This window comes from Microcystis sp. M015S2 (assembly GCF_020245945.1).
Taxonomy (GTDB): domain Bacteria; phylum Cyanobacteriota; class Cyanobacteriia; order Cyanobacteriales; family Microcystaceae; genus Microcystis.
On the sequence record NZ_JADBTX010000004.1, the window covers coordinates 105,984 to 123,266 of the forward strand.

A 17,283-nucleotide genomic window follows, 5' to 3' on the forward strand; every position below is an offset into this window, starting at 1 on the left:
TGTGTCATGGTAAACAGGTTATTTAGATAGAGTTTGAGGTCTGCTTTTCTAACTTAAGGAATTTAACTCCTGTAGCAGTAAATCGGACAATTCTTCTAGGGATAAGTCTTCTTCGTTTAGGGGATCAAGATTGCTATCTTGATTTGCTCCTATTGCTAAGGGTTTTAAACTAAAGTCAAGGTCAATAACTTCAGCTACCAGATAATCGACCAAACTGGTCACTGTTGGGTATTTAAAAGTGATAGTTGCCGCCAGAGATTTACCTAAATCCTTGGCTAAACGATTGCGTAATTCCACCGTCATTAAAGAATCCATTCCCAACTCAAAAAAACCTTGGTCAACTTGGGTAAATTCTCTAGCCGGAATAGCGAGAATTTCCGCTACAATACCTTGAACATGAGCAGTCAAAGCCGCAAAACGCTCCTCAATTGGCACTGTCCTTAAGACATCAATAAAATTATTGTCTGGGGTTAATTTTTGGGCTGAAAAACTTTGGAAATCTCGTAATAAAGGCGGAATTTTTTGATTCTCGAAACTGTTAAAAAAGCTATTCCAATTGAGAGAAGCGACAGTTACCTGTGTCCGAGAAGTCGTCAGCAATGTTTCGAGGAGATGTAAACATTTTTGGGGATCAAGAGGGGTAAAACCCTGTTTAATTAGCCTTTTTTTCGCTTTTTCGCCTAAATTTTCGGCCATACCACCCTCTGCCCAGGGTCCCCAATTAATAGTCAGGGCCGGCAGTCCTTGCGCTTGACGATAATGAGCTAGACTATCTAAAAAGGCATTAGCACTAGCATAATTACTCTGTCCAGAAGACCCTAACACCGAGGCCATCGAGGAAAAATTAATAAACCAGTCTAAATCCACTTCTTGACTGAGGAGATGCAAATTCCAAGCGCCGAGTATTTTGGGGGAAAAGACGCGCTCAAATTTCTCCCAAGTCTGTTTGGATAAGCTGGCATCCTCTAACACCCCGGCCGTGTGAATAATGCCTTTTAAGGGGGGTAACTGTTGCTCGATTATCTCAAAAGCCCGACGCATTTGGCCAAAGTCGCTAACGTCGGCGGCAAAAACTTCTACATTGGTTCCCTCTTGTCGCCATTGGTCTATAATTGGTTGGGTTTCTGGAGTTATTCCCCGGCGACTCAGTAAGACGAGGGATTTTGCTCCTTTTTTCCTTAACCAATTAGCCACTTGCTGCCCTAAGGCCCCTAGACCACCAGTAATAAGATAGGTGGCATTTTCGGCAATTTCTCGGTTTTTTAGCGACGATTTCGGGATAAATCGCCCTAAACGAGCCACATAGCTCTGGCCTTGCCGCCAAACGATTTGATTTTCCTCCTCCGAACTTTGTAAAGATTGGAACACCTCTAGGGCTAAGGTGTGGCTATCCTGAAATTTATCTCCATCTAGACACAGACAGCGCAATTCTGGGTGTTCTAGGGCAATAGTCCGTCCTAATCCCCAGAGGGAACTTTGGGCAAGGGCAATCACTGTGGGTTGAGAAGGAATGTATTGAGCCGATTGGGTGACAATATAGAGGCGAGGAGAGTAATTAACCTCTATTTTGCCTAGTTCTTGCACTATTTCCAGCAAAGTTCCACAAATTCGCTCCTGAGTGACGGCTAGGTTTTGATTATTTTCTAAAGCTTGGTCGTCATCGATTCCCCAGAGATAAATTAGACCTTGATAGGGTTTTTTGAGGAAATATTGCCAAGTCTGGCGATTGTTTTCGGCGATAAGTTGGCATCTATGCCCTTGTTGCAGCAATTTTTCGGCTAATTGTTGCCCTACTCCCTTTTTGTCAGCAAAAATTAACCAATCTCCTGTTTCTGTCCAATCCATTCCCGTCAAGTCCGTGGCTTGCCAAGTAATTTCGTATAAACTATCCTTGAGGTCGTTGGTCTGGGAAAAGAGGGTTTCTGGCCGGGCTTGTTGAAAAGTTAATCCGTCAATTTGGCTAATTAATTGACCCGATTCGCTGAAAATAGTCAAATCAGCGATTAGGATGCCGTTTTGCAAATTGCTATGGCTGAAGCGACCATGACAGTATATAGAGGTGTCCTTAACTCCCGAAAAGGTCAATCGGTCAATATTAGTGGGAAGATAGGTGCTATTCCCTGCGGGAAATAGTGCCGACATAGCGTGAAAGCAACCATCAAGTAAGACAGGATGTAGCTGGTAATCCACCGCTTGCGAGAGTAGATGGGAAGAAAGTTGAATTTTTGCGACAATTTCGGACTGATTGCGGTAAAGTTGCTGGATAACTCGAAAACTTTCCCCGTAGTTCACTCCTTTACTTAAACAGTCCTGATAATGCTGTGCAATTTCGATTTTTTGGTGACAACGGTCCCGGATATCTGTCCAATTGCCGCTGGGTAAGTCCTGGTTTTCATTGGTTAAATTACCGGATAGATGCAGTAGGGAAACTTCCCCTTCCCCAAGACTGAGAATCTGAAATTGTCCCCCCGCTAGTAAGCTTAACTGTACCTTTTTACTCTGGTTGTCTGAGAAAATTAAGGGTCGATTCAGACTCAATTGACCAATAGTAAACTGCTGATTGGGATATTGTTGACCGGCTGCCACTATAATCATCTCTAGATAGGCCGCGGCCGGGAAAACTACCTGGCCAAAAACTTGATGTTCTTGCAGATAGCTCGGAGAGCAGGGAGAAAGAGAGGATTGATAGTGAACATCCTTTGACCCCAATAGATGCAGCGGTTGCTGTAGGAGAGGGTGGAAAGCTGCCGCCACTGTCGGGGTTTTTAGCTGAGAATCAATGTAATCTAACCAATAGCGTTTTCTTTGGAAGGGATAGGTCGGTAAGGGGATTTTTTCGCGTAAATAATCCAGGTCGAATCCATTCCAGTCAATTTTGACCCCTTTTACATAAAGGGTCGCTAAACTTTGGAGCAGGGTTTCCCAATTCGACTGTTTTGGGGATAAACTAGCTAACCAGAGACCTCGGTCGGGGAGATTTTGCTGACCTAGGTTAATTAAGGTGGTTTTTGCGCCAATTTCTAGGAATATTTCCGTATTTAACTCTCCTAATCTTTCTATACCCCGGGCAAACTCTACGGGAGACAGTAGATGATTGACCCAATATTGGGAAGTTGCTATCTCTGCATCGATAACATCCCCAGTCAGATTAGAAATAAGGGGAAGATGCGGAGAATGATAGGTGATAGTTTCGGCAATCTTGGCAAATTCCCCCACCATACCCGTCATTAAGGGAGAATGGAAAGCATGGGAAACCGCTAAAGTCTGACTTTCAATGCCTCTCTGATTGAAGTTAGCGATTAAATGGTTAATAGCCTCAGTTTCGCCAGAAATGACCGTATTTTCTCGACTATTGACCGCAGCAATGGTACAGATGCCCCTAATCTTCCTGAGATGATTGGTCACGGTGTCGGAATCGGTAAAAATTGCCGCCATTATGCCGTTTTTCGGTAATGTCTGCATTAAGCGTCCCCGATGGGCAATTAACTTCAAACCGTCTTCTAAGCTAAAGACTCCCGCTAAACAAGCGGCCACATATTCCCCTAAACTATGACCGATGAGAGCATCGGGTTTCACTCCCCAAGATAACCAGAGTTGGGCGAGGGCATATTCCAGAGAAAATAGGGTAATTTGACTGTAAAAAGTCTGATTAATCAACTGACTGGTTTTTTCGTCCCCATATAACACTTGCAGTAAGGATTTCACCCCATAGCTCCGTAAAATTTCGTCACATTTCTCTAAAGTTTGGCGAAAAGTCGGTTGCGTTTCGTAGAGTTCCCTAGCCATTCCGGGATATTGTGAACCCTGTCCCGTACACATAAAAGCCAGTTTAGGGGCTTTTTTCGAGGTTAAAAGACTTTTTTGACCTGAAAAGCGATTTTCACCCCTAATAAAGTCTTTTAAAGCTTGCTCAAGCTGTTTTTGAGCCAGAAAGGGAATAGCTAAACGATGCTCAAAATGCGATCGCCCAGTATTAGCGGTATAGGCCAGATTTGCCATGACCGTCTGGGAATTTTGACCTAAAAAATCGTAGTAGCGTTGAGCTAATTCCCGTAAGGCTGGCTCACTTTTCGCCGAAAGGGTAATTAAATGACAAGGACGTTCTAAATGAGGTTTTTCGTCACCAAGCCGCTCAAAATTGCTTTCCTCAACGATTAAATGGACGTTAGTGCCACTCATCCCAAAAGCGCTCACTCCAGCCCGTCGGACTCCTTCTCTGACCAACCAAGGGGTAAGAGTGGTGGGGATTTTGACCGGCAGTTTTTCCCAGGGAATATAGGGATTAGGGTTCTTAAAATGAAGATTAGGGGCTATTTGCTGATTTTGTAGCTGTAAAACTGTCTTAATTAACGCCGCAATTCCCGCAGCTCCTTCCAGATGCCCCATATTAGTTTTCACGGTTCCCAAAATCAGGGGATTATCTTGGCTATGACCCTGGCCATAAATTTTCCCTAAGGATAAAACCTCGATGGGATCTCCTAAAGATGTACCTGTACCGTGAACTTCGACGTATTGCAGATCTTTAGGTTGAATTTTCGCTCTTTCGAGGGCTTGTCTGAGTAAAGCTTCCTGTGCCTGACCATTGGGGGCGGTTAAGCCATTACTTTTTCCATCGTGATTGACAGCCGAACCGCGAATTTGGGCGAAAATAAGATTGCCATCTCGGAGAGCATCACTGAGACGTTTTAAGACCACGACGCCGCAACCTTCGCCCCGACCATAACCATCGGCCGAAGCATCAAAGGTTTTACTGCGACCCTGGGGAGAAACGGCTTTTAATTTACAATTACTAATCGCAGTGGCCGGGGTTAACATCAGATTCACCCCCCCCGCTAAAGCGAGATTGCATTCTTGGCCGCGCAGACTTTGACAGGCCAAATGTACTGCCAAGAGGGAGGAGGAACAGGCCGTATCAATTTGCAGAGTCGGACCGTGAAACCCAAATAGATAAGAGATTCTGCCGACGGCAATAGCGCGACTGGTTCCTAAACTGTTGTAAGCATCAATGTGATTGACTACGCCTTGATGAAAACACAATTGGGCATAATCATCGCGAAAAATGCCCATAAATACGCCAGTTTGACTATTAATCAAACTTTCTGGCGCAATAGCCGCATTTTCTAGGGATTCCCAACAGACTTCTAACAGTAACCGTTGTTGCGGATCCATGGCGGCGGCTTCCCGGGGTGAGATGCCGAAGAAAGCTGGGTCAAATTCGTCAACTTTGTCTAAAAATGCCCCTTCCCGACTATACATTTTACCCGGAACATCGGCATCTTGGTGATAATAATCAGCAATATTCCAACGTTCTAGAGGAATTTCCGTTACTGCATCGATGCCATTAACCAATAACTGCCAATAACTTGCGGAATCATTGACTCCTGCGGGAAAACGACAGCCCATACCCACAATAGCGATGGGTTCGGTTTGCGCTTTGACCATTGCATCGAGGTGTTTGTATTGTTCTAAAAAAGCTTGTTTTTGTTGATTCATCTTCCTAACAACTCTTGTCTTGTTATGTCACGTCACTTTCATCTCAGGTTATGCGTGGGAAAAAGTCACGGATAAGCGGGAAAAACCTTGATACTGTCGGGATGGGAAAATTTAGTGGCATAGTCACAATTGTCCCCGTGACTCCGAGGTGGGGGATAGGACAAGGGCAATTAGCTATCCTATCCCCACCAGCGATTAACTAAAGAAAGCAGAGATTTCTTCTTCGGATATTTGGGGTAAAACTGCTAAAATTTCGTTTTTTTCTCGATTATTTGCCGATTCAGCCCCAGTATTGCTTTGATTAATCTGGTTAGCTAAATATTCTGCCAAACTATCAATAGTGGGATAATTCCAAACAATGGTGGCTTCGACGGGGATTCCCGACCAATCGGCAAGATCTTGGGCTAATTCCACGGCAAAAATTGAATCTAAGCCAAAATCAGCAAAAGACTGGCTGGTTTGGATAGTGGCTGGATTGACCTTTAATTTCTGGTGTAACCAATTACCTAACCACATTTCCACCTTTTCGGGAGTTTGTTGGCTAAGAAGGGACTTTTTCGGACTAGAGGTGCTATTTACTCGGTCTTGCCGCGCTTGACTAGCAATTTCGACCAGAGAAGTTTCAGCTTGAGGATGAGTCTGTTTAGCTTCTGGTTCCAACGTCAATAACTCGTCGAGTTGATAATCGGAACCCTCTAGACGTTGTTCAATATCATCAATAGATTGAGTATAATCGAGGATACGATCGCGGATAGTCGCCACCGAAGAAGCAAAGTTTTCTTCGGGTGTTCCCCGGAGAGCTTTCTGCACACATAAATCAAACTGCAATTGACTCCAAGCTAGGGCATGACTGTACTTTTCCCCGGGGTGAATTTGGGACATTTTCGCCGTTGTTGCTACTAAAGCGGCGTAACAACCCAATTCTCCGATTAAAGAATAGGCCCAAGCTAAGGCGGCAGAACGATCACCCCAGAGATTAGACTGGAGACAGCGCTGATTAATAGATTGGGCAGTGCTGTGGAGTTGCAGGGCAATTTCGGGCGCTTCCAGAACTTTTGTCAGAAATTCGCCTAATTTGTCCGTATGGGTGATACTTTTGCCCAAAAAGATTTTCAAACTCTCGTTAGGACCTTCGCCAATTCGTAAAACTCTGGCATCCCGGAGAATTTGCGGGGCAAGATTAGTTTCCATGTAACCTCTACCCCCGAGCATCTGAACGAGACTATCGGCCGCTTCCCAGAGGTAATCAGCCCCCGTAATCTTGGCAATAACTGCCATTTCCCTGGGAACGGCCACTTTTTGGTCTAAGGCGGTGGTAATACACTTTAAGAGACTGGACAAGGCCACAGTAGCCCCAGTTAAATGGTCAAAACGGGCTAAAGTAATCGGACTTTCTAGCAATTTACCGGTAGCGATCGAACGACGACTGGCATAACGTAACATTAATTGTAAACAGCGTTTCATGCCGCCAACTCCCATCATGCCAATACCTAAACGGGCATAAAGTAAAGCATCGTCGGCGGGTTCAGTGCCATTGCCCAATTCTCCCAGCAATTGCTCTTTAGTGACTAAAACATCCTCAAAATAGATGGCATTTTGCATAATTCCCCGTAATCCCATAGTTAGGGATTCCGGTCCCAAACGCAGACCGGGGGTACCTTGACGGACAAGAAAACCTGTCAAACCGTTATTCCCCGGTTCTTCCGAATCAAGCAAACGGACAAAAACATTAATCATTCCGGCCCAAGCGGAACCATTCCAACGCTTAAGGCCGCGAATTCGCCATTTATCTCGACCATCTGGCACGGCAACGGTACTAATTGCCCCGATATTCGCTCCTGCTTCCGGTTCCGTCATGCCAAAGGAGGATAATTGTCTTCCTGTCGCTAAAAGAGGTAATAACTCTTGCTTGAGGGAAATAGTCCCGTAGTTGAGCAGCGGACGGATACCTAAGCTGTTATTAAGACTCACCATCGTCGCCAGGGTTAAATCAATGGCGGCTAATTGTTCCATCACCTGCAAAAAATTGCGATTATTAAGGGCTATTCCCCCGTATTCCTCAGGAATCTGCATTCCCATCAGTCCTTGATTGCCAAAATCCATGACAATATAGGGCGGCACACAACGACGGTCATCAATCAGATGGGAATTAATGCGAGTTTTGGCGTAATCTCGCAACCAAGTCAAGATTTGCTCGGTTTTTTCTTGACTAGCGGTTGTGGGGTCAGCTTGGTGACTGCTGAGGGGGGGGGTTAGCGTCGGCATAGGGGATGAAATTAGTGGAAGTTGCTGGTTTAAATACTGTTGACGGCAAGCGTGGCGTTGAATTTTGCCGCTAGAAGTTTTGGACAAAGATGCGGGTTTGATAAAAGCGATATCATAAACTTGCAATTCGTGTTCTTGAAAAACCGCTCGACGAACTGCTTCTAGGGCTTTTTGCTGGTTAAAACGGCGAATTGCCGTTCTTTCTACCTCTTGAACTAGGACTAACTTTTCTTCTGCCTCGATTTCTACGGTAAAGGCGGCAGTTCCACTGGGGCAAAAGTCGGGATAGCATTGTTCTACGGTCTGTTCGATATCCTGGGGATAGTAGTTACCGCCGCGAATAATCATCAGGTCTTTCAAGCGTCCGGTGATGTATAGTTGACCCTGATGAATAAAACCTAAATCCCCTGTACGCAAATAAAAACCCTGTCCGGTATCGGCGATAACTGCTTGAAAAGTTTTTTCTGTCGCTTCGGGATGTTGCCAATAGCCTTGGGCAACGGTTTTGCCTTTCACCCAAATTTCTCCCACCTGCTGGGAGGGACAGCGTTGACAGGTTTCAGGATTAACAATGGCAATTTCTGTGTCGATTTCTGTTTGTCCACAACTGACTAAGGATTGAGAATTTGGGCTTTTTTCCGTAAAAACGATTTGATGACGGTTTAAAGCGGCTTTTTCAACCCAGCAGATTTGAGGAACTTGATTTTTCCTGACAGCAGCAACTTTTAAGGTGGCCTCGGCTAAACCATAACCTGGACAAAAGGCGGCAAACTCAAAACCACAGGGGGCAAATTTACGAGCAAATTCGCTTAAAATTTCCATTCTGACGGTTTCTGCGCCATTTAAAGCCACTTTCCAGCTGCTTAAGTCTAAATCCGTCAGCTGCTCCTCTTTAATCTTGTCAAGACAACGTTTATAGGCAAAATTAGGGGCGGCAGTGTGGGTGGCCCTGTATTTGCTGATGGCATTTAACCAACCGAAAGGACGTTGTAAAAAGGAAACCGGAGACATTAGATAACAGGGAAATCCTCGATAAAAAGGCAGTAAAATGCCATAAATTAGCCCCATATCATGAAAAGTTGGCAACCATGTCACCATAACGCTCTTTTCATCGTGTTCCCAACCTAAATCTAAATCTCGGAGGTTGGTCAAAAGATTCTCGTGATTGACCATCACTCCTTTGGGAGTCCCCGTGGAACCAGAGGTGTATTGTAAAAAGGCTAAGGTATCTGCTTTTATCTGAGTGGGGTGGTCTTCGGCTAAACTTTTGCCGATTAAGCTATCCGTAGCTAGAAAGGGAATATCTCTATCTAGTTGTGTTTTTAATTGGGCTAATTCCGATTGTGTGCTTAAAAGTAAGCTTGCTTGCGAATTGTTAAGAATAGAAGTTAAGCGAGCCATCTTTTGGTTTTTCTTGGGCAAATTAACTGGAATTGCCACTACTCCTGCTAATAAACAGCCGAAAAACCCAGTAATAAACTCTAATCCCGAAGGGTATGCTAATAAAACTCGTTCTCCCGGTAATAGAATCGATTGTAGAATATTTGCGATCGCTTGAGCTTCTCGAAATAATTCCCCGTAGGTAAGGCGTTTTTCTTCGGTTTCCCCATCGACTAAAAAGGTATAAGCAGTTTTTTGGGGTTGGTATTGGGCGCGATAACGAATAATTTCGACTAAATTGCTTATTTCTGACAAATTAAGCTTAGTATCTAAACAAAGAGTCATTGTTTCACTCCTCATTATTAAATGGAATCGAAGACAAAGATTTAATCCCCTCGCACCGAGACAAGTTTCTGGTGACGGAGAGCGAATGGAATTCTAGGGATGATTTGGGCTTAAATTAAAGGTTTCTCCGTAAATTTCGCCATAGCAGAGCTTCTGAGTCCCAAAACGTCCCCCATACTCGCTCAAAGGTTCATCAGCGTATCCCAGGGCCAACAGACAACAGACATCGACCGTATCGGGAATTTGGAAATACTCGCGCAAGGGTTTAGCCACAAATCCTTCTAGGGGACAACTATCCACCCCCAAGCTTTGCGCCGCTATCATGAGATAAGTAACCGCAATCATAACTTGTCGGTTGCTCCAAGCTTCTGGAGACTGATAACAGGGTTTAAATTGGAAAAAAGGCGGAATGGCCATGTGCATGAACTTGGCCCGTTTTTCGGAAACCGTCCCCTCTTGCTTTCCTAACTCAATCACTTGATTAATGTAACCACGATGGTTAACTTGGCGATCGCCACAACAGATTAAAACCACGGGTGCATCGACTAATTTATCTTGTTCAAAGCCGAATTCTCGCAATTTTGCCTTATTTTCTGGTTCTCTAACCACAATAAATCGCCATGGTTGCAAATTATAACTAGAGGGTGCTTGGAATCCTAAACGAAAAATTTCCGCTAAAATTTCTTCGGGAATGGCATCGGTGCGAAATTTACGAGTAGAGCGTCTTTTTTGAAATATTTCAGCAATATTCATCATCTAAACCCTTTTATGAGACGTTTTCAACGGTTTAACCTAAAAAACTTTCGGGAATCGCCGGTCCCCATTGATAGAGAATATCTAACCCACCCGCATGAAGTTCTGGCTCGGTGGTTTGCTCAAAAAGGTCCCCATCGGTAAAATGTTCAATGAGGCTACCGAAAGGATCTTGCCAATAGTCAAACACTTGACTTCCCAACAAATGGCGACCAATTCCCCACACAGGAGTCCATTCTTTTTCTCGTAACCAATCGTGGCCGATTTTAATAGAGTCAAAATCTTGCACCTCGAAGGCAGTATGATGGACTTTGGGGTGAGAACCTTGCAACATGGCGATGGTGTGATGATCAACCCATTCCTCTCCCCGTTGACAACGAAGAAAACCCCCGACTCGTAAACTGGGATGGCCGTAATAAATTAAATCTGTTGCTTTTAAGCCAAAAGTCTGCTGATACCAGTGATAGCTTTCCTCAAAGTCTTTGACATCAATAGCTAGATGACCTAGACGTAAAATAGGTGCGGGTTCTTTTTTCGGCCTTTGGGTGCGACCTAAACGGGTTTTCCGACTAGCGTGATTCCATTGCAAGGGTTCAGGAATCGGCAAAGGTTCCACTTCCTCGATACCATAGACCAATTCTAGGTTAAAACCGTTGGGGTCAATAATTTTGATGCGCTGACCACCGCCGGGGGTGAATAGGGTTTCCACGGTCGAAGCGGAGGCTAAAGTGGCTAGTTCATGTAAGACGGATTCTGATGTCGCTTCTAGGGCAAAACTGACAAATTTAGCTTTTTTTCCCCATTCTACGACATAGACAAACTGTTTTTTGCCTCTAGCTCGCATATACAAGGCTGTATCGGTTTTAACTGCGGTAATCAGGCCAAAATCCCTCAAAAAACGTTCGCACAGGTCTAAATCCGGATGTTGATAGGTAACGTAGGCAATATCAGCAATTTTAGTCATAGTCGGTCATCCAGTGGAGTTGTCTAATTCGGCACAAAATAGCCAGACAGATATCGGTCAAAGTGCTGCCATAGCAAGGGGAAAAAGACTATTTAAGAAAATCTGAACTTTGTTGTGGTTGATTATGGCATTGTGGGTACACCCACAGTCAAAGGCTAATTTTTCTTGCCCTCAATTGCTATCCCAGACTGGAGTGTGAGTAACTTGGGGGTGGAGAAAAACCTTGGGGAACTTCGGGGTTTTGCGGAAAATTTTTTTGAGAGATGTGGTCAAGGTCGTCTAGAAAAATCCGCTATCGTTGCCATAACGGGAAATTCATGTTACTACTTGGAAATACTTGGATGGTCAACAGCCACAACCACCAGGCCCGCCAAATAGGGCTAAGTGGGTAGGTGAAAAAACTCATAAAATAGCCGAGAAACCTTTGTGGAGGATGAATCAAACCTTGCCAGACCCCCTAAAAATCGATTCGGATTTAGCATCACCGCTAAACAAGAGATCAAAGCTTGCACTCAAAAAGGAGGAGAGGAAACTCACTGTTTTAAGTTTATTCCCTAACCAAATCATTACTTAAATTTCTCAATTACCAGCAAAGTCCTTAATTACTAAACTTGAGATAATGTCTAGAAAAGTTACCTATGGGGATATTCCCAGGCAAAGAACCAAATATCTGCTTAATGCTCTGTTAAAGTTTGCTAACTACGAGGTGGATAATTGTGAAAATCTGGCGATTAAATTTAGCTGGATTAATGAGAAAAAATTGAAAATTCAAGCCGAACTTAATGCTTTAGAAATGCTGACAGAAAAATGTGGTCAAAGGCTGGAGTTATGGCAAATTCGGGATGCTTTGACGGAATATCTTAACGAAAAGTTTTTAGGTATTTTGGAAGATCATCGTCTCAATAATCAAGGGAAAATTCGTACTTTTCAAATTACTTTTTGGCAACGGGGTCATGATATTTTAACTAACCTAAGGAGCTTTGATCAAGAGTGGGCAAACAAAAGTAAACATCAATCTCCCGCAATTGCTGCTATTTTCTCCTCTTTAGATGAGGAAAAACAACAGGATTATCAGACCTATATTAAGGATTATGTAAAACGTCCACCTCTGGAGGAAAATTGTCTCAAAGTTCTTCAGCAAGAACAATCGTTGCTAAGAATTCGCGCACCTCATAATAGTGGCAAAACCCGTTTAGTTAATTGGTTAGTCCATCATCTCAAACAAGATAATTATCAACCAGTTATCATTGATTGTGAGGAGGAAAAAGCTACTATTGCCCTTAGTTGTGAAGACTTGCTGCTGTCGATTTGTCGTACCATTACCCAAGAATTAAAGATTAACGAATCTCTTCTCGATAAATTTTGGTCTCGTCCCGGAACTCCTGCCCACAAAACTCGACGATATTTAGAGGAATATGTTCTCCAACCCAGTGCTAATCCTCTGGTTTTTGTCTTTGAAAAATTTGATACAATTTTGGAAACTGAAACCCTCGGTAATGAAATTTGTGGTATTCTCAGAAGTTGGCATGAAAGACGTTCCCCACCTTGGCGGAAACTGCGCTTAATTATTATTCATTCAACGGAATTTTATAGCAACTACGATTTTTATGCCTCTCCCTTAATTGGTGTAGGTTATGTGGCTAGTTTATCGGATTTTAATGCGGAACAAGTTCTCTCTTTCGCTCAAGTTAATGGCATTAATTGGACGTTATCAGATGTTCATAAGGTCATGAACTTAGTGGGAGGTAATCCTTATTTAATTAAGTTAATCTTGGTAAAATTGCAAGAAGGAAATTCTCTAGAAAAGGTTCTAGATGATGCCTTGCAGGGACGAGAGCCATTTCAAAGTCATTTTTTCCTACTGATGAGATATCTGAAAAGTAATGCTAACCTACGGAATATTTTTAGGCAAATTCTTCAGAAAAAAGCTCTGACTCCGGCTCAAATGAAAGGAGAATCTGTCCAATTTTTGGACCGATTGGGACTGATCGACAAAAATTATGATACCCTAGAGGTGCGTTGCAATTTGTATCAAGTATATTTTGACGATTTACTTGATTAGTCTCGTTGAGATTCCAATTGAAACTGAATTGAGTTTTCAAGTTTTGCTTCTAACTTACTCTTAACCCTCACAGTAATTGGTTCTCGATTAGATTCAGATTCATTATCTACAAACCTGAGAGAATTGCCTGAGGTCAAACTGGCCGAAAGATTGAGGTTTTCTAAATGTTCTTGTATCAACTCTAAAGAAATTTTATTCTGGGATTGCAAGGCTCTAATAGCAGCTATAAATGATTGGGCCGCATCATAACTGGTAGCGGTTCGCCAACTAATATCTTCTTTCCATAAAGCTTGAGCATCTCTGACAAAATTTTGGGACTTAATTAGATGGGAAAACCAAGGCACAGCCAAAACTAAATTATTAATAAATTTACCGCTATCAACCAACATTTCATGTTCATACATGGAATGACTCCCTAAAAGAACTAGCTTATTTTTCAGTTCTGGAGTGGTGCTGGTATTTAACTGTTCAAGAGTATGGGATAATTCTACTACCACAGAAGCTGATTCCAAACTGGGAAATAAGACAATTCCTCTAACTTGATCTTGGGAAAATGCTTTTAAAACTTCTGCGTCAATATCTAGGGAAGATGATAAATCAATTACTTTAGTGATTTTACCGCCTTTTTTTTGGAAAGCTTGATGAAACTCTTGAGTAAGTTCTTGGCTATCAATCTGGTTAGAATTATTAAAAATAATTACTTTATCTAGATCATGTTGGCTGGCATAATTAGCTAAAGTTTCACCAATTTTTTCATTGGTAATAACGGTTCTAAAAAAGTATTCACTCTCAATTACATCCGAGGAACTTGTCGAAGAAATTAAAGTAATTTTGGCTCTTTCATAGATAGGTAAAGCTGCTAAGGTGGCTTCACTAGAATAATGTCCAATTACTCCAATAACTTTGGGGTCTTTAACGATTTCCTTGGCGACTATCTTAGCAACTTTTTCGTCATTATTATCATTGGCAATAACGATATTTAAAAATAAATTATTCGCACTTGTCGGTAATTGGCTATTAAATAAATATTGTGCTTGAGCAATCCCTTTCAGGATTTCTTGGGAAATTTCATTTTTTTTGCCACTGGGAATAACCACCGCCAAAGTCACATAATTATCACTTAAATAAGCGATAGCATTATTATAATAAATCAAGGTTTCTGCATCTTCAGGATGAGCAAGATAGGCTTTTTTGAATAACTGTTTAGCTTCCAAATAATTAGCATTTTTAAAAGCCAAAATACCCCGATCTTTATAAAAATTTTCCTGTTTAATAAGTAGCTTTTTTTCGCCTTGGCTAAATAGTTCAGGCTCCTTAGTATAGGGAATTTTATAAAAGTAAGGTAACAGCCATGAATGGTAGAATCCCAACCCAAGTAAACCTGTAACAATGCTAGTAAATATTCCCGCTGCCAACATAAATAAACGAGATTGTTTTTGACGAGTAATGCTCTCAGATGCGGCTAAAAAACGATAATCGATACTATCTAATTCTTTATCTTCTTGCCATTTTTTAGATTCCTCTAACTTTTTACCTGTCAGTAAACAATTTGTATCGGTAAAATTTGAGTCTTCCCACTTAGCAATTTCCGATTGATAAGGACGACTAGCTGCTAATACATTATATAACCATTTTTGATTAAAAATTGCCTGATAAATAGCATTAGCCACTCTAAGATAGCCCTGATTATCGACGATAACTAATCCAGATAGTAATAATTCATCATGTTCTGGTGTGTTACTAGCTTTCACCAATTTACCTTTTAAAAGGTTGGCATAAACCCTTAGTAAATATCCTTGATCAGGATGATAAATCAGTCGCTCTCTTATACTTGATAAAAAAGCAGGTTCATCTTTTTTTTCCCAGTTATCAATAATGTGTTTATAAACAAAATCTCGCATCCAGGCTGATAAGAGAGACCGAGGTATTGTAACTTTAAACTTGGCAATTAAATAACACAATTTTTGAGTTAGAAAAGGTTGACCATTAGTCCAGCTAAAAATTTCTTGTAGAATTTCTTGAGGGGAAACACCCAACCCTTCTAGTCCCTGCATCAAGGGTTGACAGTTATCTTCTAACGACAGTCCATTTAATTCAATTGCTTTACCAATATTGAAAGGAGTTCTTTGACTATCTTGAATTAATTGATTGGGGGTAGCCGTGCCAATTAAAACAAATGAAATACGATTAAAATCTGCATTAATAACTCGCTTTTCATGACAAGACCTAATGTAAGCAAAAAAGTCATCAGTAGCAAAAGGTAGTTTTCTAACCACATCAATTTCATCAATAAAGATAACAATACTGGTTGAAATTTTTCTTAATAAAATTTCTTTAATAAATTGTCTAAGTAACCCAACATTAGAAACAGATTGACTGGCGATCCAGGATTCTAAATCCGTCATGTTTAGTTTTAATTGTTCGGCAATTTCAATAATTAAGGAATGATACCAGCTAGATTGATCTACTGATGTCCCCAATTCATTTAAGTCTATACGGGAACAGGCTACTCCTTGGACTTCAATTTGAGTTTGGATGCGTACCGTCAAACTCGACTTGCCCATTTTGCGAGAATTGAAAATATAACAATACTGACTGTTCATCAGAGCTTGGTACAGTTCCAGATCAGCCCTTCTATCCACATAGCTTGGATCGGAAGGAGATAAGGTACTAGAAAACTTATAAACATTCTCGGCGGTTGCGTTTTCTTGCATATTTCGGTATTTTATTGACCAGATAACCAAAACTTGGGTAAGTAATACCAGTTTGAACTACACTAACCCCGGTGATAAATCCAGAAAAAACCGCGCTCACTCATAGCCGATTATTGGTAAGCTAGTTCTGCTCTGAATGAAATTGGCATATTTTCTTCGGGTAAACTCATCTAAGCTGAATTCTCTCAACTGCGCGAGTCCCCACCCTCAGCAACGGGTTCGGGGGAGACTGAAAAGTCTCCTATCCCCTAATTCCCTACTCTAAAGCGTAGATACGACCATCCATGAGCAGACGGGTGATCCCTTTCGCTTCCAGTTGAGCGTGAGCTTTTTCGATTAGGCGACCGTCGGGAACTTTAATCACTTTTTCCTTGCGCTTGGAGAAACGACGAGCGATGCGATGACTTTCAAAGATGGGGAGAGTGCGCTGCTGGATTTCCTGAGGGGGAACCTTACCCAATTCGGCAAAATCCTTGAGGGGACGGGTGATTAATTCGGCAGCACGATCGATCACCAAGTAACAGGTTTTGGGAAAAGCCGCCGCCGATAGGGGTAATATCTGTAATTGGGCTGTTTTAACGATAGTGGGGCCTAAATAGCTCCCCGCTAGTTCCTCCTCCTCCTCATCCTCATCCTCATCCTCATCCTCCTCATCTTCCTCTTCGTCCCAATCCTCGTCAAGCTCATCTTCCTCCTCCTCTTCCTCGATAGCTTCGACGAAAAAATCGGTTAAATTAGCGTTTTCTAGGGGTTTATCGCCATTAATTTCTGTGTCTTCCGAATTATCTGCTTCTGGCGGGTAAGAGGTATCTATTAACAGGGTTAATTGTTCCACAGCGGCGATCGGTTGCTGAAAAGCCGGCTCATCCTTAGCTGCGATGTGGGCTGCCGGAAAACCAATCACCTCGAGCGCTTCTTCCGATAAATCCGCTGCTGCTCCCTCCTCCTCGAGGCCGCGAGGATTGCGGGCCAAGCGTTTTTTCTGGATTAATTGCTCGTATTCCTCGCTAGAAAAGGAATTTTTGAGAAAACGACTGACCGTAGAACTACTCACGCCATAACGCTCGGCTAAGGTGGAAGTGGTGGCCTCCGTTTCCCGATAAAGCTTAAGAATTTCTTTTTTCGTGGCATCAGTCAGTTTTCTTGGACTCATATTACTTATATAGTTATTTTTTAAGCGATAGGATCTTGCCGATGGCTAGTCAGGGGAAGCTGTTGTCCTTGAGCGGATGTACTCTTAATCATAAAACGCTCTAGCCAATTAAAACTAAGCAATTCGTTTTCTAGTCCCTGTTCTAGTCTATCCT

7 protein-coding genes are annotated in these 17,283 nt (G+C 42.4%); 1 reads left to right on the plus strand and 6 read right to left on the minus strand.

All coding sequences use genetic code 11. The features are described 5' to 3' along the window. Window positions 1–48: 48 nt before the first annotated feature. The 4 genes from IM473_RS00785 to IM473_RS00800 all read right to left on the minus strand — a co-directional run bounded on the left by IM473_RS00785 (window position 49) and on the right by IM473_RS00800 (window position 11,200). Window positions 49–5,493: a type I polyketide synthase gene (locus IM473_RS00785; protein WP_287656934.1), complete on the minus strand. Its 5,445-nt coding sequence runs from the start codon at window positions 5,491–5,493 to the stop codon at window positions 49–51. Window positions 5,494–5,688: 195 nt separating this feature from the next. Then, window positions 5,689–9,483: an AMP-binding protein gene (locus tag IM473_RS00790; RefSeq protein WP_287656936.1), complete on the minus strand. Its 3,795-nt coding sequence runs from the start codon at window positions 9,481–9,483 to the stop codon at window positions 5,689–5,691. Between the two features lie 93 nt (window positions 9,484–9,576). After that, complete coding sequence (locus IM473_RS00795) at window positions 9,577–10,239, minus strand: nitroreductase family protein (protein ID WP_287656939.1); 663 nt, start codon at window positions 10,237–10,239, stop codon at window positions 9,577–9,579. A 31-nt stretch (window positions 10,240–10,270) separates the two neighbouring features. After that, window positions 10,271–11,200 carry a VOC family protein gene (locus tag IM473_RS00800; protein ID WP_287656941.1) on the minus strand — a complete coding sequence of 310 codons (930 nt, stop codon included), beginning with the start codon at window positions 11,198–11,200 and terminating at the stop codon, window positions 10,271–10,273. A 619-nt stretch (window positions 11,201–11,819) separates the two neighbouring features. On the opposite strand from IM473_RS00800, the gene IM473_RS00805 reads away from it, so the two are divergent. After that, complete coding sequence (locus tag IM473_RS00805; protein WP_287656944.1) at window positions 11,820–13,262, plus strand: AAA-like domain-containing protein; 1,443 nt, start codon at window positions 11,820–11,822, stop codon at window positions 13,260–13,262. Here the strand turns inward: IM473_RS00805 and IM473_RS00810 are convergent. Then, a complete protein-coding gene (locus IM473_RS00810; protein ID WP_287656947.1) occupies window positions 13,259–15,976 on the minus strand; it encodes an AAA-like domain-containing protein in 2,718 nt (905 codons plus the stop codon). The genes IM473_RS00805 and IM473_RS00810 overlap by 4 nt on opposite strands. Before the next feature lie 256 nt (window positions 15,977–16,232). Continuing rightward, window positions 16,233–17,129 carry a helix-turn-helix domain-containing protein gene (locus tag IM473_RS00815; RefSeq protein ID WP_287656949.1) on the minus strand — a complete coding sequence of 299 codons (897 nt, stop codon included), beginning with the start codon at window positions 17,127–17,129 and terminating at the stop codon, window positions 16,233–16,235. Window positions 17,130–17,283: the final 154 nt, after the last annotated feature.

What these genes read in the sequence shown, in the direction of transcription:
- IM473_RS00785 (WP_287656934.1), bottom strand. Translation starts at nt 5,493, where the DNA reads ATGAATCAACAAAAACAAGCTTTTTTAGAACAATACAAACACCTCGAT.
- IM473_RS00790 (WP_287656936.1), bottom strand. Translation starts at nt 9,483, where the DNA reads ATGACTCTTTGTTTAGATACTAAGCTTAATTTGTCAGAAATAAGCAAT.
- IM473_RS00795 (WP_287656939.1), bottom strand. Translation starts at nt 10,239, where the DNA reads ATGATGAATATTGCTGAAATATTTCAAAAAAGACGCTCTACTCGTAAA.
- IM473_RS00800 (WP_287656941.1), bottom strand. Translation starts at nt 11,200, where the DNA reads ATGACTAAAATTGCTGATATTGCCTACGTTACCTATCAACATCCGGAT.
- IM473_RS00805 (WP_287656944.1), top strand. Translation starts at nt 11,820, where the DNA reads ATGTCTAGAAAAGTTACCTATGGGGATATTCCCAGGCAAAGAACCAAA.
- IM473_RS00810 (WP_287656947.1), bottom strand. Translation starts at nt 15,976, where the DNA reads ATGCAAGAAAACGCAACCGCCGAGAATGTTTATAAGTTTTCTAGTACC.
- IM473_RS00815 (WP_287656949.1), bottom strand. Translation starts at nt 17,129, where the DNA reads ATGAGTCCAAGAAAACTGACTGATGCCACGAAAAAAGAAATTCTTAAG.